Genomic DNA, 20,115 nt, shown 5'->3' with positions numbered 1-20,115 from the left:
AATGAAATACCGCATCACCCTGGCTTTGGCCCTTTTTTCTTTGAGTACAGCTTCCTTTGCAAACTCTCTCTGTCAGGAGAAAGAACAGGACATTCAGCGTGAGATCAGTTATGCCGAAAAGCATAACAATCAGAACCGCATTGATGGCCTGAAAAAAGCGTTAAGTGAAGTGAAAGCCAACTGTTCGGACAGCAAGCTGCGTGCCGATCACCAGAAGAAAATCGCTGAACAAAAGGAAGAGATTGCTGAACGCCGTCACGACCTGAAAGAGGCGAAAGAGAAAGGTGATGCGGATAAGATTGCAAAGCGCGAAGAAAAGTTGAAAGAGGCTCAGGAAGAACTGAAAGCTCTTGAAGCTCGCGATTATTGAGTTAACGGAAATCTCAACAGGAGAAAATCATGTCTAAAGATACTACTTCAGAACACCTGCGCGCTGAGTTGAAGTCCCTGGCCGATACCCTGGAAGAGGTGCTGAACTCTTCGACCGATAAATCGAAAGAAGAGCTGAGCAAACTGCGCAGCAAAGCGGAAAGCGCGCTGAAAGACAGCCGCTATCGCCTGGGTGAAACCGGTGATGCGCTGGCAAAACAGACTCGCGAAGCAGCGGCTCGTGCGGACGAATATGTGCGCGATAATCCGTGGGCAGGCGTAGGCATCGGTGCTGCCGTGGGTGTAGTCCTGGGCGTTCTGCTGACGCGTCGCTGATTATGGAAGATCCTCGTCACGCACAGGGGCCTGCAAAAAACGTCCTCGGCATCGGCCAGCGCATATTAACGACGCTGGTCGGCATTGCCGAAACGCGAGTTCGCCTGGCGGTGGTGGAACTGGAAGAGGAGAAAGCCAATCTCTTCCAGATGCTGCTCATGCTGGGACTCACCATGCTGTTCGCCGCGTTTGGTCTGATGAGCCTGATGGTGTTGATCATTTGGGCCATCGACCCGCAGTATCGGCTTAACGCGATGATTGCGACAACTGTCGTGCTATTGGTGGCTGCGCTGATAGGCGGGATCTGGACGATGCATAAGGCGCGCACCTCTACGCTGCTGCGCCATACCCGTCAGGAGTTGGCCAATGACCGCACGCTGCTGGAGGATGACAAGCCGTGAGCAGCACAACTGAACGTCAGAAGCGCAAAGCGTATCTGTTGAGTCAGATCCAGCAGCAACGGCTGGATCTGACCGCCTGTCGCCGTGACTGGCTGGAAGTGACGCGGTCGTACGATCGTGGCTGGAGCACGCTTCTTAGCATGCGCTCATGGGTATTGGTCGGAAGCAGCGTGATGGCGATCTGGTCTGTTCGTCATCCCAGCATGCTCGTGCGCTGGGCCAGACGTGGCTTTGGTGCGTGGAGCGCCTGGCGTCTGGTGAAGGCCACACTCCGGCAACAGCAGTTGCGATAGTAAAAGCAAAACGGTAACGCAGGTTACCGTTTTTTGTTTTTGCGCCTCTCCCCGTGAGGAGGGATGCGGTGAGCACATAAGTGCACACTCCCTTACTCAATATCTTTGAAGAAGATTGACAGTTTTCCTTGCTAACAATTGTCATTCGTCACGTTTATTATCCTCTCCATCGACAGCAAACACGCGGTATCCCCCCGGATTTGCACACAAATAATAATCAGCAGCCATTGTGGTTCCCTGGAGAGTAAAATGAAAAAATTAGAAGATGTTGGTATTCTGGTCGCACGTATTTTGATGCCAATTCTGTTCATCACCGCAGGCTGGGGCAAAATCACCGGTTATGCAGGCACGCAACAATACATGGAAGCGATGGGTGTCCCAGGGTTCTTGTTGCCACTGACCATTTTGCTTGAGTTTGGCGGCGGTCTGGCGATTCTGTTCGGCTTCCTGACTCGCACCACGGCACTGTTCACTGCGGGCTTCACGCTGCTGACCGCGTTTATCTTCCACAGCAACTTTGCGGAAGGCATGAACTCTCTGATGTTCATGAAAAACCTGACCATCGCAGGCGGCTTCCTGCTGCTGGCTATCACCGGCCCAGGCGCATTCAGCATCGACCGTGTTCTGAATAAAAAGTGGTAAGCACGCTATACTGAATAAAAAAGCGAGGAGACATCTCCTCGCTTTTGTTTTTTATACAGGAGGAAAAAATGGGACAACTTGTTGACGGCGTCTGGCAGGACATCTGGTATGACACCAAATCCACTGGGGGACGCTTTAAGCGTTCTGTTTCGGCTTTCCGTAACTGGCTCACTGCCGATGGCGCACCGGGTCCAACGGGCGAAGGCGGCTATGCGGCGGAAAAAGATCGCTATCATCTTTATGTGTCGCTGGCCTGTCCGTGGGCGCACCGCACGCTGATGGTGCGTAAATTAAAGGGGCTGGACGCGCTAATTCCTGTTTCGGTGGTGAACCCGCTGATGCTGGAAAATGGCTGGACCTTTGACCGTGATTTCCCGGCCGCCACCGGCGATGACCTGTATCACCACGACTTTCTGTATCAGCTCTATCTGCGCGCCGATCCGCACTACACCGGACGCGTCACCGTTCCCGTACTGTGGGACAAAAAAAATCAAACCATCGTCAGCAATGAATCCGCGGAGATCATCCGCATGTTCAATACCGCGTTTGACGCGCACGGTGCCCGCGCCGGTGATTTCTACCCGCCGGCACTGCGCGATAAAATCGACGAGTTGAACAGCTGGATTTACGACAACGTGAATAACGGCGTCTATAAAGCCGGATTTGCCACCAGCCAGGAAGCCTACGACGACGCGGTCGCAAAAGTGTTTGAATCGCTCGAGCGGCTGGAGCAGATCCTTGGACAGCATCGCTATCTGACGGGCGATACGCTGACAGAAGCCGATATCCGCCTGTGGACGACGCTGGTGCGCTTCGATCCGGTGTATGTCACCCACTTTAAATGCGATAAACACCGCATCAGCGATTACCTGAATCTTTACGGTTTCCTGCGTGATATTTATCAGATGGACGGTATCGCCGAAACCGTCGATTTTGGTCACATCCGCACCCACTACTATCGTAGTCATAAAACCATCAATCCGACGGGCATTATCTCCATTGGCCCGTGGCAGGATCTGGATGAACCCCACGGCCGCGATACGCGTTTCGGTTGATTGACACCGTCATCCAAAGGGCACCAATCGCGTGCCCTTTACCACGCATTTATTCCCGTCTACGCTTAATCTGATCGCTTAAAAAACAAGTGATTAATTGCTATTGAGGGAAGGGAAAAATGGACTGGTATCTAAAAGTACTGAAAAACTACGTGGGATTTGGCGGCCGCGCCCGTCGCAAAGAGTACTGGATGTTCATGCTGGTGAACTTCGTTCTCGCCATGGTGATAGGAATTGTCGACAGGATTCTGGGCTGGGAGCGCGCGGGCGGCGAAGGCATTCTCACCACTATTTATGCGCTGTTGGTCTTTCTGCCCTCCTGGGCGGTGCTGTTCCGCCGACTGCATGACACCGACCGTTCGGCGTGGTGGTTACTGCTGATTTTGATCCCGATTATCGGCTGGCTGGTGATTCTGGTCTTCTGCTGTCAGAGCGGTACGCCGGGTGAAAACCGTTTTGGTCCCGATCCCAAACGTCTCGCATAATTCCTGCCCGGCGGCGTTGCGCCTGCCGGGCATACCCTCATTTGTTCGCAAACAGCTTAGGGATCTCGCGTAAACACCACGATTTGGCTTCGCCCATGCTGTCGCGGCGCCAGGCCATAATGATATCGACCTCGTTGGTGTATTCCGGGCTAACAACGCGCAAGCGCCCTTCTGCAATATCTTTTTCGACAAATGGATACGGCATCGTCGCGACGCCCAAACCGGCTAACAGCGCCTGACGCTTATCCTCCAGCGACGTCACGGTCAGACGCGGCTGTTTATCCAAAAGCTGGACGGTTAACACCGGGCGTTCTCGCGCGGTATCTGCCACCGCCACGCCGCGATACTTCACGCGGGTCACTTCAGATAGCGGTTCTGGCTCCTGATGAATCGGATGATCCGGCGCAGCGACGTAAACGTTCATCACACTATAAAGTTTTTTCGAATTGATCTCTGACGACGAACGGAAGTGCATATCCGGCGCAATCACAATGTCCGCCCTGCCCGTTTCAAGACGCTCCCACGCGCCCGCCAGCACTTCGGTAATCACGGAAAGCTGCGTATTGGCTTTATTCGCCAGACGCTCCACCAGCGGGAATAACGCGGCGGTCGGTACTAGCGCTTCGGTGACCAGCGTCAGGTGCGTTTCCCAGCCGCGTGCCAGCGCTTCCGCATCGGTCGTCAGTTTGTCGGCCGCTTCCAGCAGAACGCGCCCGCGCTCCAGCAGCATGCGTCCCACATTGGTGAATTTTGTTCGGTGACCGGAACGGTCGAATAGCACCACGTCCAGCTCTTCTTCGAGCTTCTGCATGGTGTAGCTCAGCGCAGACGGAACGCGCCCCAGCTCGTCTGCCGCAGCGGCAAAGCTGCCACGCCTGTCGATCGCGTCCATCACGCGAAGCGCCTCAAGCGTCAATGCCCTTTCTTTTGCCATCTCGTTCTCATTCAGGAAATTTGAACATACCGGGCAGAATATCTGGCTAACAATGAAGCGTCCATACCTTTACCATTGTTTTAGTGTAAAGAGAGGTCAGTTTTATGATTACGACAAGAACAGCAAAACAGTGCGGACAAGCCGATTTTGGTTGGCTGCAGGCCCGCTACACCTTTTCCTTTGGACACTACTTTGATCCCAAATTGCTCGGTTACGCCTCACTGCGCGTGCTGAATCAGGAAGTGCTCGCTCCGGGCGCGTCTTTCCAGCCGCGTACGTATCCGAAAGTGGATATCCTGAACCTGATCCTCGAAGGTGAAGCAGAATATCGCGATAGCGAGGGCAATCACGTCCAGGCGAAAGCGGGTGAAGCGTTATTGATTTCAACCCAACCGGGCATTAGCTACAGCGAACATAACCTCAGCAAAGATAAAACGCTGACCCGCATGCAGCTGTGGCTTGATGCCTGTCCGGAACGCGAAAATCCGGCCGTGCAGAAGATCAATCTGAGCGGCGACAAGCAGCAAGTGATCGCCTCACCGGATGGCATTCACGATAGCCTGCAATTGCGCCAGCAGGTGTGGCTGCACCATATTGAGCTGAAGAAAGGGGAACAGGCGAGTTTCCAGCTTCACGGCCCGCGAGCCTATCTGCAGTCGATTCACGGCACGGTACATGCGCTGACGCATACGGAAGAGAAAGAAGCGCTCACCTGCGGTGACGGCGCGTTTATCCGCGATGAAGCGAATATCACGCTGGTTGCCGACACGCCGCTGCGCGCGCTGCTGATTGATTTGCCGGTATAAGTCAAAGGCCGGGTTTGCGTAAGCGTTCCCGGCCAGCACTGACAGCTTATCGGCTCATCGCCTGAGCAAACTGCGAGCGGACTTCGGCGCGCTGTTCCGGGGTCAGGATCTGGCTCACATCGAAGTAATATTTCATGCGGTAGTACCGCGCCTGCTCTTCAATATGGCTAAAGGCAGCCAGCTGCTCTCTGACCGCTTTCTCATCCCATTTGCCTGACTGGATCACGTTAATCAACGAGCCATTTTTCACGCTATCCGTCGGGATTTTAAAGACGTCGGCTTCCAGCTGCTTGTGCAGCGCTTTAATCTTCGCAATCTGATCGTTGTTGAGTTTCAGCTGCTGGACGATCGGGTCCTGCGTAGGCTCCGGCGCGGTTTCTACCTCTACCGCCTGCGCCATACCAGTAAAGCCCGCCAGAGTTGCCGCCATCAGCGCGATACGGAAAATTTTTCTCATCTCACAATCCTCAATTATCTGTCAGTAAAAAACACGGGAAGTATTTTTCAATTACGGATGTCGATCTGTGATGAAGTATATAAACAATTTTGTATGTAAATGCGGTGAGGGCGTATTTTTCGCCGCCTTGAGAATTCTTACGCACAAAAAAGCCCCCTTACCGGAAGGGGGCTTGTTGGCGAGTTAGGCGTTAAATCGCCTGGGTGAAGGTACGTGAAATCACGTCTTGCTGCTGTTCGCGGGTGAGCGCATTAAAGCGCACTGCATAGCCCGAAACGCGGATCGTCAGGTTCGGGTAATTCTCTGGATGTTCGATCGCATCCATCAGCATTTCGCGGTTCATCACGTTAACGTTCAGATGCTGACCGCCTTCAATGGATGCCTCGTGGTGGAAATACCCATCCAACAGCCCGACCAGATTGGTTTTACGCACTCCTTCGTCTTTGCCCAGCGCCTGCGGCACGATGGAGAACGTATACGAAATCCCGTCTTTGGCGTAGGTGAACGGCAGCTTCGCCACTGACGTCAGCGAGGCAACCGCCCCTTTGCGGTCGCGCCCGTGCATCGGGTTCGCCCCTGGCGCAAACGGCGTGCCGCCGCGGCGTCCGTCCGGCGTGTTGCCGGTCTTCTGCCCATACACCACGTTAGAGGTGATGGTCAAAATCGATTGGGTTGGCACGGCGTTGCGATAGGTTGGCAGCGCCTGAATTTTCTTCATAAAGCGCTCAACCAGGTCACAGGCGATGCTGTCCACGCGGTCGTCATTATTACCGTACTGCGGATATTCCCCGGTGATAACGAAATCTACCGCCAGACCGGTATGGTCGCGCACCGGCTGAACCGTCGCGTATTTGATAGCGGACAGCGAATCGGCAGCGACGGATAATCCGGCGATCCCGCAGGCCATGGTGCGGTGCACGTCGCGGTCATGCAACGCCATCAGCGAGGCTTCGTAGCTGTATTTATCATGCATATAGTGAATGAGATTCAGCGCGCTGATGTACTGCACCGCCAGCCAGTCCATAAAGTGATCCAGGCTCGCCATCACGGTATCGTAATCCAGCACATCATCCAGCAGCGGCGCGGTTTTCGGCCCGACCTGGATTTTCAGCTTCTCATCCACACCGCCGTTGATCGCGTACAGCAGGATTTTGGCGAGGTTGGCGCGCGCACCGAAGAACTGCATCTGCTTGCCAATCACCATCGGGCTGACGCAGCAGGCGATGGCGTAATCATCGCTGTCAAAATCCGTGCGCATCAGATCGTCGTTTTCGTACTGCAACGATGAGGTGGCAATCGACATTTGCGCCGCGTATTTTTTAAAGGCAATCGGCAACTCTTCTGACCACAGGATGGTCAGATTCGGCTCCGGCGCAGGCCCCATGGTGTTCAGCGTATGAAGATAGCGGAACGACGATTTGCTCACCAAGGTGCGGCCATCCAGCCCCATACCGCCGATTACTTCCGTCGCCCAAATTGGATCGCCCGAGAAAAGCGTGTCGAATTCCGGGGTACGCAGGAAACGCACCATGCGGATCTTCATGATGAAATGGTCGATCAGCTCCTGCGCCTGGATTTCATTCAGGCGTCCTGCCTGCATATCGCGCTCAATATAAATATCGATAAACGTCGCCGTACGACCGAGCGACATCGCCCCGCCGTTCTGCGATTTCACCGCAGCCAGATAGGCAAAGTACAGCCACTGCACCGCTTCCTGCGCGTTCATGGCCGGGCGAGAAATATCAAAGCCGTAGTTCGCCGCCATCTCCTGAATTTGCAGCAGCGCGCGGCGGTGCTCTGACAACTCTTCACGCAGGCGGATCGTGGCTTCGAGATCGTCGCCACGCTCCATTTTGGACTGGAGATCGGCAAACTGCAGTTCGCGCTCGCGCACCAGATAGCTGATGCCGTAGAGCGCCACGCGGCGGTAATCACCAATAATACGTCCGCGACCGTAGCCATCCGGCAAGCCGGTGAGCACACCCGATTTACGACAGCGCATCATATCCGGCGAATAGACGTCAAATACGCCCTGGTTATGTGTTTTACGCAGATGCGTGAACAGATATTCGAACTGCGGATCCATTTCACGTCCGTAGGCTTCGAATGAGCTGCGGATCATGTTGATCCCGCCGTACGGATGCAGTGCGCGCTTCAGCGGTTTATCCGTCTGCAAACCCACGACGGTTTCGAGATTTTTGTCGATATAGCCTGGGGCGTGAGCGGTGATGGTGGTGGCAACGTTTAAATCGAAATCGACCGGCGCATGTGTAGCGTTTTCCTGTCGAATACCATCCATCACTTTATGCCACAGCGCCGTCGTAGCAGGCGTCGCCTGCGCAAGGAAGGATTCGTCGCCTTCGTACGGGGTATAGTTGTGCTGAATAAAATCACGCACATCGATCGTGTTTTGCCATTCATTTGTGCGAAACCCGGCCCACGCGTCGCTGTACGGCGTCGCGCTGATATCCATATTAACCTTCATGATTTTCTCTCTGTATCAGGCGTAAGCAGCGGCTGGATGGACCTTTCCAAGACGAATGGCATCCAGCGCGATCATTTTTTCTTCGTTGGTGGGGATGACGGCGCACGGCACATCTGAATCATCAGTGGTGATGATTCGCTCGCCAGCGCTGCCCGGTAAGGCATTTTTCAGCGGATCCAATGTGATACCGAAAACCTTCAGGCGATCCGTCACCAGTTGGCGGATCAGTTTTGAGTTCTCGCCAATGCCGCCGGTAAAGACCACGCCGTCCAAACGGTGCAGTGACGCCGCGTGCCCGGCAATATGCCGCGCGATACGATGCACAAACGTCTCAATCGCCAGCCGCGCGCGCTCGTGCCCGTCATGCCACGCTTTTTCCAGCGTACGCAAATCGGAAGAGAGGCCCGAAATGCCCAGCAGGCCGGACTCTTTGTTCACCACGCGTTCCAGATCGTCCAGGGTCTGGCCGGTCTGTTGAGCGATCCACGCCATCGCGCCAAAATCCACATCGCCGCAACGCGTGCCCATCAGCAGGCCTTCCAGCGGCGTCATGCCCATAGAGGTATCGACACTTTCGCCGTTACGCACCGCGCAAATAGATGCGCCGTTGCCAAGATGGGCAATCACCAGGCCGCTGTCGTCTTGAGGAATATTCAGCAAGGAATACGCCTGCTGGGCGACGTAGCGATGGGACGTACCGTGGAAACCGTAACGACGTACGCCCAGCTCTTCAAAGTAGCGGTACGGCAAGCCGTATAAATATGCCTGCGGCGCAAGCGTCTGGTGGAAGCTGGTGTCAAACACCGCCACCTGCTGCACGCCAGGAAATAGCTGCTTTGCCGCTTCCACACCGCTGAGGTTGGCGTAGTTGTGTAGCGGGGCCAGCGGGGAAATCTCACGAATCTGATCGATGACCTCATCGGTGATCGGGGTGGATTCACTGAAAACGCTGCCGCCGTGAGCGATACGGTGGCCAATTAAGGCCACGCTGCCCATCAAATCGCGCGCTTCCAGTTCCAGGGCGATGGCGGCCAACGCCCCTTCGTAGTCCTTGCGAGCCAGCGGTGCTGGCTCGCCCCCGTTCACGGATATAAAGGCGTTTTCCGTGTTAACACCATCCGCGATGCCGGTGATCAGCGCCTCACAGCTTGCCGCGTCGAGCACCGAAAACTTCACAGAAGACGATCCACAGTTAATAACCAGTACAACCGGATACTCAATCATGTCTTTACTCCGCTCTTCCTGAGCAATAAATCAGAACAGTTTGTAAACGATATTCAGAATGGTCAGCAGACCAACCGCGGTAACGAACAGGTTCTCGGTTCTGCCTCTGAACTTCGCCAGTGCAGGGACTTTACGAATGGCGAACATCGGCAGCAGGCACAGCAGAGAAGCGATAATCGGCGCGCCCATGGCTTCGATAAGGTCGAGAATGTTCGGGTTGGCGTAAGCCACAACCCAGGTCGAACCCATGATGAAGATCATGCTGATGGTGTTCAGTTTGCCGACGGAGACTTTCTTCTTATCGCCTTTATAGCCGAACTTCAGCACCAGGCCGTTCAGTCCCTCCAGCGTGCCCAGATAGTGACCGAAGAAGGATTTGAAAATGGCGACCAGCGCGATGATCGACGCGCCGTATTCCAGCACGGTGGCGAATGTCGATTTGGTGCCAGTCATGGTAGCGAAGTGGTTCGCCAGGTAAGAAAGCACCGGTATGTTCTGCGCTTTGGCCTCTGCCATGTTTTGCGGAGAGAGCGTAAACAGGCAGCTAAAGGCGAAGAACATGACCACAGCGACCATCAGCATGCTGGCGCGGCCGATGATTTTGGAACATTTCTGCTCGGTAAATTCTTTACCAAATTCACCTTCGTACTCTTCACGTTTCGAGACCACAAAAGAGGAGACGATGGGTGAGAAGTTAAAGGAGAAGACCATGATGGAAATGCCCAGCCAGACGGTGACCAGAATGCCGTCATGCCCGGTGAAGGAGAGATCGCTCATGCTGACCTGGTCGATCACCGCCGAGTTCCAGTAAGGGATCAACGACAGGGAAATCAGAATCAAGCTGGCAATAAACGGGAACACCAGGAAACTCATCACCTTGACCATCAGGTCTTTACCAAACCAGATAACAAATGCCATCAGCAGCAACAGGAACAGGGCCACAAAGCCACGGTTCAGCGCAGGCATCTGGAGCTGGTTTTCCCAGAAAGTCATAAAGGTGTTCGTAATGGTGACGCCGTAAATCCACAGCAGCGGGCAAATGGCAAAGAAATAAAGGAAGGTGATCACCACACCGCCGGTTTTACCGAAATGCTCTTCTACCGTCTCGGTGATATTGCCCGACGGATTGCTGCCGGACAGGCACAAGCGCGCCAGTGCACGGTGGCAATAAAAGGCGATTGGGTATGCCAATACCAGCATCAGTAAGATGGGGATCAGGCCGCCAAAACCGGCGCGAATAGGGAAGAATAAAACACCTGCGCCGATGGCCGTACCAAACAACCCCAGCGTCCAGGTCGTATCTGATTTCCGCCAGGACGTTGTTTTTGTCTGACTGACAATAATGCTTTCAGTATTGCTCATAATCTGTCCTTATTTATGCGTCGACGAGACCGGTAATTTGGGAAACACGTGAAAGATCGATATTACCACCGGAAATAATACTGACTGTTTTCCGTCCCTGAATATAATGATCCAATTTTCCACTTAATAATGCAGCGGTCGCCAGCGCACCCGCGCCTTCGGTCACGACTTTATTTCGTTGAATAAGTGCTACCATGCTGTTACGAATATCGTCTTCGCTCACCAGAACAATGTCATCGACTAATTCACGCACAATTTCAAACGTTAATTTCCCTGGGCGAGAAACATCACAACCGTCGGCTAAGGTGCTTGTCGTTCGATGGTTGGTTATTTCACCGGCATAATATGACGCCGCCATCCCATGAACATTTTCGGATTGCACACCGATAATATTAATTGTCGGGTTAATGGATTTTATTGCGGTAGCAATACCGGCAATTAAACCACCGCCGCCAATAGGCACAATCACGTTATCCACGTCGTACAGATCTTCGAGAATTTCCAGACCAATCGTTCCTTGCCCGGCAATGACTAACGCATCGTCGTAAGGTGGAATAAAAATACGCCCTTCCAGCTCCACGATTTCACTGACTTTCGCGATGGTGTCGTTGAAGTTGTCGCCATGCATGATCACTTCGGCCGAGTAGTCACGCGTTGCGGCCACTTTGGATTTCGGCGCGCCCATCGGCATCACCACTTTGCCGTCGATACCCAGCATAGCGCAGGAAAGAGATACACCCTGAGCATGGTTTCCTGCTGAACAGGCCACCACGCCTTTACGTCGTTCCGCCTCAGTTAGCGAGCTTAATTTGTTAAATGCACCGCGAATTTTAAATGAACCTGTACGCTGCATATTTTCAAATTTCAGGAATATTTCACCTTTGCAACGCTCACTAAGATAATTAGAACGTGGCATTCCTGTTTTATATATTTTGCCTGCCAGTCGTTTACGAGCAGCTTGTATGTCTTCAATCGTCACCGGAAGATCGTAAGTAATGTGCATATAATCCTCTTTATAATAATATGATATTTTAAGCAAAGCCTGGGTGTCGACGCTTATAAAAAACCGCCGGATAGTTAAAAACTAAAAAGCTGAGTGAGTTATTCTGTTATGACAAATTGCTTTCGCCTTTCACTGTTTTGCGCAGAATATTGCTTCGCTAACTCCACTAATACCGAAGCGGATTTTTTAATACGATAATTTTTTGACCATACTGCCGCATAGCGTGCGACAGGTAATTTTTCTTCCACAGGGAGCACGATAAATTGATCTGAGCCAAAGGGAGCGATCATGTCACGAGGAATAACGGTGAGATAATCAGCGTTAAGCACCAGGTTATAAATAGTGACAACGGAATCGGTCTGAACGATGTTTTCGATGCTGATGTGGTTATTCTGAAGGGTAGTGAGTAATTCTTTGTAGTAGCCCATATCGGTTTGCGGCATCACCCACTGCTCGTTCGTGAGCGATGCCAGGGTTGTCGTGCCGGTGCACGTTCGTGAACGACTGGCGACCAGCACAAACTCGGATTCAAACAGCGGCTCAACGTGCAGGTCCTGCAGGAGCATTTCGTCACTGAGTGTTCCGATAGCAAAATCCAGTCGCCCGTCGCGAATCGCGGGCAAAAATGACGAGAGCTGCGCTTCAAACATCGACACTCGCGCTTTCGGGAACACTTCTTTGAATTTTTTGAGCATGCTGGAGAGGAAAGTAAAACCGATTAACGACGGATAACCGAACGACACGTCAATAACGGTGCTGAAGCTCAGGCTGTTCATCTCGCTGACCATGTTCTTCATTTCGCGGGTAATGGATTCAGAGTAAGCCAGCAGCGTTTGCCCGGCGCTGGTGAGCTTCACGCCCGTGTTTTTGCGCACAATCAGTTCAACGCCAAAGTAAGATTCGACATCGTTGATAATTTTGCTGACTGCTGGCTGCGTAAGACCGAGTTGACGGGCGGCAGAACCAATAGATCCACTTTTAATGACTTCCTGAAATACAACGAGGTGTTGCGTTTTCGGTAGAATAATAGTGTTCATTATATTCTGCTCTTATTTCCGTATCCCGATGCTTAATTGTACCCACTAATGATGAATGAGGGATGTGCTGTTACTCACAAATTACTTTTCAGCCTCGTTCAAACACACCAAAAAATCAATTTAAAACCATATTTATCAATAAGTTGAAATTAAATAAACCGTTCTATTGCCTGATATTGATCAACTAAATTGCGGGAGATAATTTTATTTTATGGGGATAACCAAGATGTATTAGGTGAAATTAACCCCCAGCAATAAAGGCTATATTTCAGGCAATTAAAGATTAATAATTAATCTTTTTTCTGATTAAACATTTTTATGATTTATCAAATAAAATTATAAAATTATGTTTTGATAAGTCAAAAGAGTAGAACCCATCACACATTCACATGGCAAATGTATTGAATCTGAAAATATCATTAATGAATAAGAAAAAAGTCAGATACATACAAGATACAAAATTAACATCAATCCAACACCAAGAAATCGCCATTTTCCAGCGCGTAATTTTGTGATTGAGATCGTCAACTTGTCCGATAGGGCGGAATTTGAATGAAAAACAGTGAAATGTGCTTAATGTCGCAAATATGACAATTCATCCTGATGGCCTATGGTGACTTTCCAGAACGAGAGAGCAAAAAAACGCCGGAACGAAGTAGAGACTTGTGAGCACTGCCACTGATCGATAAGTTAAGCATTCCAGAGTCTAGCCAGTTCATAACATGATGCTATTTGGCATTGAATCTGATCATTTCTGCGAGAACCTCCTCCCCATAACGTAACCTACACGAAGCATCAGTCGTTCTGACTTTTCACCTATAGGGCCTATAGGTTAGCCGCCACGACAAGTCAATTCATAACCTCATTAAGAATATGAAAACAGCCATGCTGGCTAGCAGCAAAGAAGTCATCTTTATATATTTATTCGTTTCACGAATAAAATATATCATTTGAATTATCAATAATAATAACAAAATAACAGCTGAAACAATCACTCCATTTTGTGAGTTATTTTTTATAGCGCCCGCAGGTACAGAATTATCCATTTCGTACATGAATGAATACTTATCACCTGACAAAACAAATAAAATAAAAATACCGCTTAAGTACAAAACAAAGAATATAATTCTAAAAATATTTTTCATCTTATGCCCAAACTAATTTAGTAAATAACTTCCAGTGATTAATGATAAAATCTCCGTAGCGAGAATTGCGTTTAATTTCTTCCTGAGTCGGCTTTACACCACGATTGTAGCGAGACCCGATGATTCTGGCATCATCGATGCTTAAATTAATGGGTAAATGATCGTAATTAGCGAGTTGGCGAAGGTGGCTGGCAACAAGGTTAATGTTATAGACATCTTGCTCAATACAGTTAGCCAAATGTCTTAATTGTTGAGAATTCAGTTGGTTCGCATCAATACCAAGCTTTTTTGCCGCTGTACGAAGCTGGAGACTCACAAATCCAAATGAGGTTTTCTCGAGTGGACTTGTCACAGTGAAATTTCTATCAATGATTTCTGGACCGCTCCAGTCCAACGCTCTCACTTCAAACGCTATTTTGTCAACGATATTAGGATCATCTCCAACCTCAATCCAACAAACCCCCCGCAAGTAATTCCACTGGTAATTTATATGTTTCCGTAGCACGACCTTTTAAAAGACTATCAAATTCCATTTATCAATCTCCTCTCTACGAAATAATTTGAAACCACGAAGCCATAATGTAACAACATACAAGTGAATTAAAGAGGAGGTTAAAAAATCAGAATTCTGCCCGCATTGCATATTTGAATGGCGTACTTTATTTCGTTCTGGTTAGTCGTATTTAATCAAAAGCTTGAACGATGACATTTGAAAGCATTTAAATTCACAACTTCATGAGGCATCAACTGAATGCATTCCCCCATATGAATTTTAGGTTGATGTGAACGGAAATTTGCGGGTCACATTGACCTAAAAAAAAGCACAAAGCAATCTCTTATAAGAGATGAACCAAGTCGATAAGCCGCTTTCTTTTGGGTGTAGTGTCGTGGACTGTCCTGCCTTTGAACCTGAAAAGCAAAAAACCCGCCGAAGCGGGGTTTAATAAGAGGTGGAGCTGACCGATAAGGCGGCTTCGTTCAACCATACGTCAGGCATCTGCGGCGCTGGGGTTGTCATGTGTCGCAGACTGTATCGCAGTTTGTGCTACAGAGCAAACCCACCGAGTGAAGCACTTTTCACACCCAGCCATGCCTAATTGCTAACATTTGTAACACACCAATGATAAAAAACGACAGACTGACAACCGCCAAGTATATCTCCACGTAGAACGGGCCAATAAGCCGTTTTGGTAGCCCACGTATAAAGTCCTTGTCATCGTTTTTGGTCAGTATTGAGCTTTTATTCCACAACAGCGGCATGTATATAAAACTCACTTTTGTGCTGTATGCCACTTTGACATAAAGCGTGTTGACGTTCTCGAACAGCAATACAGCATCAGGCAAACTACCGTATCTTTCTTTGTACAGGATGCAGATCTCTTTAAATCTACCTCTGTTCAGAACTGAGGCTATGATACTGGCTATACCGCAGCCGAAAGCAAGTGCACCAATAATTACTGTTGCCTTGGCGCTGAGTAGGTCATCAATGGTCATTGCTTGTAACCTCATATAGCGATTCACCAACGAAGCCACCGAACGCGGATGTGGCTTTATCGCTCCCATATGCAATAGCGCCATTTACGCCAAGCGTGCAAAGTAATGCTCCGGCACCTGCGGCTTCTATAGTTGCAGCGCCAAGCACTATCGCACAGACGGTATTTGCTGCGGCTGTACCCGCAATTTTTCCAGCTATCGCACCGCCGATCAGGCTACCGGAAAACTCCCCTATGGAAGTAAACGAGGTTTTGGCGCAATCCCTTCCGACGGTGCAAGCTTCCGTGATTTTTGCAGCGGTATCAAAGGCAGACAGGCCAATGCCAGTCTTCCCGGCTGTTTCCATCCACTTGACGTACTTCGCCAGCTTTTCGATATGGGTTGCGTAACCTTCGATATCGCTAACGCCTGTTTCATTCCAGCGATGGGTTATTGAACGGCTGGAGAGGCCAAGGGCGCTTTTCAGGTCTGCGTACTCGCTGAACATGAAACGATGCTTCATGAACATCTTCAGCACGCTATCGAGTTGACCGAACAAACGACGGCGCTCAACGAAAAACTGTTCACCGATCAGCGTGCCGCTGGTGAGGTACTGATTTTTGTAAGTCTTCTCGATCTCAACGAGAATTTTCTCCACCTGTTCGAAATACCCCTTCGCGGCCTCGGTCGCTTGCCCTGAATAGCCATAAGTATCGCTCGCCATACTTGCAGCGGCGGCGAACATTTCAATCGTGTCTTTGTGCTTGAAGAGGAAGTTAGCCTGCTTCATGGAGAGCGGCGCTAACGCTGCATCAACTCGTTCTTTCGCTGCCTGCATGTGGGCAATCTGCTCGCTGTCCTGCTTATCAGGGTCAACCACCAGCATGATAGAACCGGCTCTATATCTTTCGTCTGGGCCGTTCAGCGTAGCAAATAGCTCTTTGGCTCCTGCTGGTGGGTTTTCAGTGAATAGCAGACGCTGCCATGCTTCTGTTGTGCCGCCGTAGGGGATAATGGCAAAACCTGCGTCGATGCCTGTTTTCTTCTTCGCTGTCTGGGCATGTTGTTCTGGTTCTGACTCAATCGGCCCTGGTAGTACTGGCATCTCAACAAGGTGGGATAGATCGGTGTGCGTTACTGTTGCTTCTCCGCCAAGTTCATAATTATCATCCCAGTTTGAATTGAGGAATTTGGATTTACAGGGGCAGGAGCTATAACTGTGCAGTGTTCCGGCAATCCTTTTGCCGTGTATGTCATCATCAAGCCCACCACAGATACGGTAAAGCCCGGGGTGTTTGCCACACGTTACTTTATGCCCTTCGCAGGACATATCTCTGTCAAAATGCTGGTGGTCGCTCCATCCTTCAGTGATAACGCCACCACATCGAGTTTTATCTCCCCTGAATAAATAATATCCCTTAACCCCCATCAGTGCTTACTCCCTGGCATGGTCAGGAATCCTTCCGGGAGTTCGCGGCCTTCACGAAAAACCAGTTTGCTGCATGATTGTGGGGTAGAAATTATTTCATCGCCATTATCAAGCATGCTGCCAACGAGTGCCGCGGATGCGCCTTGCATGACTCGGCCCTTGCCAGCACCGGAAATAATGGTTGCCTCGCTGCCATCAGCATATACAACCTTGTCGCCAACCCGAGCAACTTGTAACCCTCCTGTGGTAGCACCGCCTGAAGCATGGCGAATAACTCCCCCGCAACGGGTCAAACTCCCAACGACTGCAAACCGGAAAATGTGAGCTAAAGGGCGGCTTAAATACTGTGCGTTTATTTCTTCAAGCTCTTTTCGGGTTTTGTCGTCGCAGAGTGACAAAAGCTCCTCGTCGTATGGCGGTTGTGATTGGATTTCACGAATTTCAGGTGTGATCTCGTTGGTGTACTGTTTCATAAGTCCCTCTACTTGCTATGGAAATAATCACAATGGTCATTTTAAATACAATAACCGCGCTAACAATAGGCATTTCACTTAAGTGAAATTATTTTCCGTAACAATCGGTAAGCCCATTTCACAACGAAAACTTACGGGCTGACGACAGTGTCAAAGCTTTTGCTGTAAGGGTAATAAGTGGCCACATCATTGCCGTCTCGTATGGGTATAGCGTCGTGGACTGTCCTGCCTTTGAACCTGAAAAGCAAAAAACCCGCCGAAGCGGGGTTTAATAAGAGGTGGAGCTGACCGATAAGGCGGCTTCGTTCAACCATACGTCAGGCATCTACGGCGCTGGAGTTGTCTTATGTCGCAGACTGTATCTCACTTTGTGTGACAGAATAAAGCCTGCCAAGCGAAGCCCTTTAGACCCAATCCTGTTTAATGGCCAGCATTAAAAGTCCTGCAATGACAAAAAAAACGATGCTAGCCAGACCAAGGTATGCCTCTAAATAGAATGGCCTGATAATTCGTTTGGGTAGCCCACGGATGAAGTCCTTGTCATCGTTTTTGGTCAGAATAGAACTGCGGTTCGACAGCAAAGGCATGATTATGAACTGCGTTTTTATGCCGTATGCGCCCTTGAAGTAAAGTGAGTTAACGTTCTCGAACAGTAATACCGCATCAGGAAGGCTGCCGAACTTCTCTTTGTATAGCTGGCAGATCTCCTTAAATCTCTTCCTGTTCAGAAGTGAGGCTATGACGCTGGCGACGATGAACACAGTGCCAAGGCAAGTAGCCACGAGGAATAATTTATCTGGAGTATTAATCATCGCTGCTTACCTTGTATAAAAGCTCGCCGGTGTGCTCTCCTACCGCAGATAATGCTTTATCACTCCCGTATGCTATACCACCACTTACGCCGATCGTGCAGAGCAAGGCACCTGCGCCTCCAGCCTCTATGGTTGCAGCACCCAGCACTACTGCGCAGATAGAACTTGCTGCACTTCCTTGGAGAATTCTACTTGCTAAAGCTCCCCCAGCTAAGCTACCCGCAAACTCCCCAATGGAGGTAAACGAGGTTTTGGCGCAATCCCTGCCAACGGTGCAAGCTTCCGTGATTTTTGCAGCGGTATCAAAGGCAGACAGGCCAAGGCCAATCTTCCCGGCGGTTTCCATCAGCTTGACGTATTTTGCCAGTTTTTCGATGTGGGTTGCGTAACCGTCAATATCACTCACACCTGTTTCGTTCCAGCGGTGTGTGATTGAACGGCTGGAGAGGCCAAGGGTACTTTTCAGATCGGTGTATTCGTTGAACATGAATCGATGTTTCATGAACATCTTGAGGACGCTATCGAGTTGGCCGAACAACCGACTGCGCTCAACGTAAAATTGTTCACCAATCAGCGTGCCGCTGGTGATGTACTGGTTTTTGTAAGTCTTCTCGATCTCAACGAGAATCTTTTCGACTCGTTTGAAATATCCTTTCGCTGCTTCCGTCGCTCTTCCTGCATTTCCGGCAGCATCGTTTGCAGTAGTCGCAGCGGCGGCGAACATCTCAATGGTGTCTTTGTGCTTAAAAAGAAAGTTGGACTGCTGGATTGAGAGCGGCGCTAATGCTGCATCAATCCGCTGTTTTGCGGCCTGCATATGAGCGATTTGCTTTTCATCCTGCTTTTTGGGGTCAACCACCAGCATAATAGACCCGGCTCTGAATCGTTCGTCTGGTCCATTCAATGTGGCGAATAGTTCTTTTACGCCTGCTGGCGGGTTCTCAGTGAATAACAGGCGTTGCCAGGCTTCTGTCGTACCACCGTAAGGGATAACGGTAAAACCAGCGTCGATGCCTGTTTTCTTTTTCGCTACTTGAGCGTGCTGATCTGGTTCTGACTCAATCGGGCCAGGCAGAACAGGAAACTCTACCTTGTGAAAATTGTCTGTGGCTGCTGTTGACTGGCTCTCAAGTTCATAATCATCATCCCAGTTTGAATTGAGGAATTTAGATTTACAGGGACACGAACTATAGCTATGTAGCGTTCCGGCAATCCTTTTACCATGTATGTCATCATCAAGCCCACCGCAGATACGGTAAAGCCCAGGATGTTTACCACAAGTTACTTTATGCCCTTCGCAGGACATATCTCTGTCAAAATGCTGATGGTCGCTCCATCCCTCAGTGATAACACCGCCACATCGTGTTTTATCACCTCTGAATAAATAGTATCCCTTAACTCCCATCAGTGCTTGCTCCCAGGCATGGTCAAGAATCCTTCCGGGAGTGTGTCACCTTTACGAAAAGCCAGTTTGTTAATTGATTGAGGGGTAGAAATTATCTCATCACCATTATCGAGCATACTGCCAACTAGAGCCGCAGATACTCCCTGCATAACACGCGCTTTACCTGCTCCAGAAAAAATCGTGCCCTCACTGCCATCAGGGTATACAACCTTATCTCCTACTCGCGCCATTCGATACCCACCAGCTGTACTGGTTCCTGATACATGGCGGATCACTCCACCGTTTCGGGTTTCGAGTTCCTTGCGTGTTTGGCTGTCGCAGAGTGCTAGAAGCTCTTTGTCGTAGGACGGCTGTGAATGAGATTCACGGATTTCAGGCGTTATTTCGTTAGTGTATTGCTGCATAAGTCCCTTTCTTGCTATAGAAAATAATCACAGCGGTCATTTTAAATACAATAACCACACTAACAATAGGTGCTGCACTTAAGTG

General features: G+C 50.2%; 22 protein-coding genes. 8 read left to right on the top strand and 14 right to left on the bottom strand.

Annotated features, from left to right (window positions below; translation table 11 throughout):
- Position 1 precedes the first annotated feature (1 nt).
- The 7 genes from AC07RN_RS15830 to AC07RN_RS15800 all read left to right on the top strand — a co-directional run bounded on the left by AC07RN_RS15830 (position 2) and on the right by AC07RN_RS15800 (position 3,581).
- The gene (locus AC07RN_RS15830) at positions 2-370 is read left to right on the top strand and encodes a DUF1090 domain-containing protein (protein WP_015960535.1); all 369 of its coding nucleotides are present in this window, start codon (positions 2-4) and stop codon (positions 368-370) included.
- Between the two features lie 29 nt (positions 371-399).
- A complete protein-coding gene (locus AC07RN_RS15825) occupies positions 400-705 on the top strand; it encodes an ElaB/YgaM/YqjD family protein (protein WP_478336790.1) in 306 nt (101 codons plus the stop codon).
- A gap of 2 nt (positions 706-707) precedes the next feature.
- Positions 708-1,106 (top strand): phage holin family protein, encoded by a 399-nt coding sequence (locus AC07RN_RS15820; RefSeq protein ID WP_015960537.1) that lies wholly within the window; start codon positions 708-710, stop codon positions 1,104-1,106.
- Positions 1,103-1,399, top strand: a complete 297-nt coding sequence (locus AC07RN_RS15815) for a YqjK-like family protein (RefSeq protein WP_449545190.1) — start codon at positions 1,103-1,105, stop codon at positions 1,397-1,399. The genes AC07RN_RS15820 and AC07RN_RS15815 overlap by 4 nt, the downstream gene beginning before the upstream one ends.
- A 249-nt stretch (positions 1,400-1,648) precedes the next feature.
- The gene (locus AC07RN_RS15810) at positions 1,649-2,041 is read left to right on the top strand and encodes a DoxX family protein (protein WP_015960539.1); all 393 of its coding nucleotides are present in this window, start codon (positions 1,649-1,651) and stop codon (positions 2,039-2,041) included.
- A gap of 68 nt (positions 2,042-2,109) precedes the next feature.
- Positions 2,110-3,096, top strand: a complete 987-nt coding sequence (locus AC07RN_RS15805) for a glutathione S-transferase family protein (RefSeq protein ID WP_478336789.1) — start codon at positions 2,110-2,112, stop codon at positions 3,094-3,096.
- 119 nt (positions 3,097-3,215) lie between these two features.
- Complete coding sequence (locus AC07RN_RS15800) at positions 3,216-3,581, top strand: DUF805 domain-containing protein (protein ID WP_202666223.1); 366 nt, start codon at positions 3,216-3,218, stop codon at positions 3,579-3,581.
- 37 nt (positions 3,582-3,618) lie between these two features.
- Here the strand turns inward: AC07RN_RS15800 and AC07RN_RS15795 are convergent, their stop codons facing one another.
- Positions 3,619-4,515: a LysR family transcriptional regulator gene (locus tag AC07RN_RS15795; protein WP_015960542.1), complete on the bottom strand. Its 897-nt coding sequence runs from the start codon at positions 4,513-4,515 to the stop codon at positions 3,619-3,621.
- A 104-nt stretch (positions 4,516-4,619) separates the two neighbouring features.
- On the opposite strand from AC07RN_RS15795, the gene AC07RN_RS15790 reads away from it, so the two are divergent.
- On the top strand, positions 4,620-5,321 hold the full coding sequence (locus AC07RN_RS15790) for a pirin family protein (RefSeq protein WP_015960543.1): 702 nt from the start codon (positions 4,620-4,622) through the stop codon (positions 5,319-5,321).
- A gap of 46 nt (positions 5,322-5,367) precedes the next feature.
- On the opposite strand, the gene AC07RN_RS15785 is transcribed toward AC07RN_RS15790, so the two are convergent.
- From AC07RN_RS15785 to AC07RN_RS15725, 13 genes are all read right to left on the bottom strand, one after another.
- The gene (locus tag AC07RN_RS15785; protein ID WP_015960544.1) at positions 5,368-5,778 is read right to left on the bottom strand and encodes a Spy/CpxP family protein refolding chaperone; all 411 of its coding nucleotides are present in this window, start codon (positions 5,776-5,778) and stop codon (positions 5,368-5,370) included.
- A 190-nt stretch (positions 5,779-5,968) separates the two neighbouring features.
- Entirely contained in the window at positions 5,969-8,263 is a 2,295-nt protein-coding gene (pflB, locus tag AC07RN_RS15780) for a formate C-acetyltransferase (protein ID WP_478336788.1), read from the bottom strand.
- A 15-nt stretch (positions 8,264-8,278) separates the two neighbouring features.
- Positions 8,279-9,487 carry a propionate kinase gene (gene tdcD, locus AC07RN_RS15775; RefSeq protein WP_478336787.1) on the bottom strand — a complete coding sequence of 403 codons (1,209 nt, stop codon included), beginning with the start codon at positions 9,485-9,487 and terminating at the stop codon, positions 8,279-8,281.
- A 30-nt stretch (positions 9,488-9,517) separates the two neighbouring features.
- The gene (gene tdcC / locus AC07RN_RS15770; RefSeq protein WP_478336786.1) at positions 9,518-10,849 is read right to left on the bottom strand and encodes a threonine/serine transporter TdcC; all 1,332 of its coding nucleotides are present in this window, start codon (positions 10,847-10,849) and stop codon (positions 9,518-9,520) included.
- Positions 10,850-10,862: 13 nt separating this feature from the next.
- The gene (gene tdcB / locus AC07RN_RS15765; RefSeq protein WP_015960548.1) at positions 10,863-11,852 is read right to left on the bottom strand and encodes a bifunctional threonine ammonia-lyase/L-serine ammonia-lyase TdcB; all 990 of its coding nucleotides are present in this window, start codon (positions 11,850-11,852) and stop codon (positions 10,863-10,865) included.
- Positions 11,853-11,950: 98 nt separating this feature from the next.
- Positions 11,951-12,889: a transcriptional regulator TdcA gene (gene tdcA, locus AC07RN_RS15760; RefSeq protein WP_235134121.1), complete on the bottom strand. Its 939-nt coding sequence runs from the start codon at positions 12,887-12,889 to the stop codon at positions 11,951-11,953.
- 1,146 nt (positions 12,890-14,035) lie between these two features.
- The gene (locus AC07RN_RS15755) at positions 14,036-14,539 is read right to left on the bottom strand and encodes a hypothetical protein (RefSeq protein ID WP_478336785.1); all 504 of its coding nucleotides are present in this window, start codon (positions 14,537-14,539) and stop codon (positions 14,036-14,038) included.
- A gap of 572 nt (positions 14,540-15,111) precedes the next feature.
- Positions 15,112-15,528 carry a hypothetical protein gene (locus AC07RN_RS15750; protein WP_478336784.1) on the bottom strand — a complete coding sequence of 139 codons (417 nt, stop codon included), beginning with the start codon at positions 15,526-15,528 and terminating at the stop codon, positions 15,112-15,114.
- Positions 15,518-16,936 (bottom strand): PAAR domain-containing protein, encoded by a 1,419-nt coding sequence (locus AC07RN_RS15745; RefSeq protein ID WP_478336783.1) that lies wholly within the window; start codon positions 16,934-16,936, stop codon positions 15,518-15,520. Before AC07RN_RS15745 ends, AC07RN_RS15750 begins: the two co-directional genes overlap by 11 nt.
- Positions 16,936-17,409 (bottom strand): PAAR domain-containing protein, encoded by a 474-nt coding sequence (locus AC07RN_RS15740; RefSeq protein ID WP_478336782.1) that lies wholly within the window; start codon positions 17,407-17,409, stop codon positions 16,936-16,938. The genes AC07RN_RS15745 and AC07RN_RS15740 overlap by 1 nt, the downstream gene beginning before the upstream one ends.
- 404 nt (positions 17,410-17,813) lie before the next feature.
- On the bottom strand, positions 17,814-18,221 hold the full coding sequence (locus AC07RN_RS15735) for a hypothetical protein (RefSeq protein WP_478336781.1): 408 nt from the start codon (positions 18,219-18,221) through the stop codon (positions 17,814-17,816).
- Positions 18,214-19,626 (bottom strand): PAAR domain-containing protein, encoded by a 1,413-nt coding sequence (locus AC07RN_RS15730; protein ID WP_478336780.1) that lies wholly within the window; start codon positions 19,624-19,626, stop codon positions 18,214-18,216. The genes AC07RN_RS15735 and AC07RN_RS15730 overlap by 8 nt, the downstream gene beginning before the upstream one ends.
- The gene (locus tag AC07RN_RS15725; RefSeq protein WP_478336779.1) at positions 19,626-20,030 is read right to left on the bottom strand and encodes a PAAR domain-containing protein; all 405 of its coding nucleotides are present in this window, start codon (positions 20,028-20,030) and stop codon (positions 19,626-19,628) included. Before AC07RN_RS15725 ends, AC07RN_RS15730 begins: the two co-directional genes overlap by 1 nt.
- Positions 20,031-20,115 lie beyond the last annotated feature (85 nt).

Source organism: Lelliottia sp. GFLA7, assembly GCF_056490165.1.
This window is presented reverse-complemented; position numbering and strand designations above follow the sequence as displayed.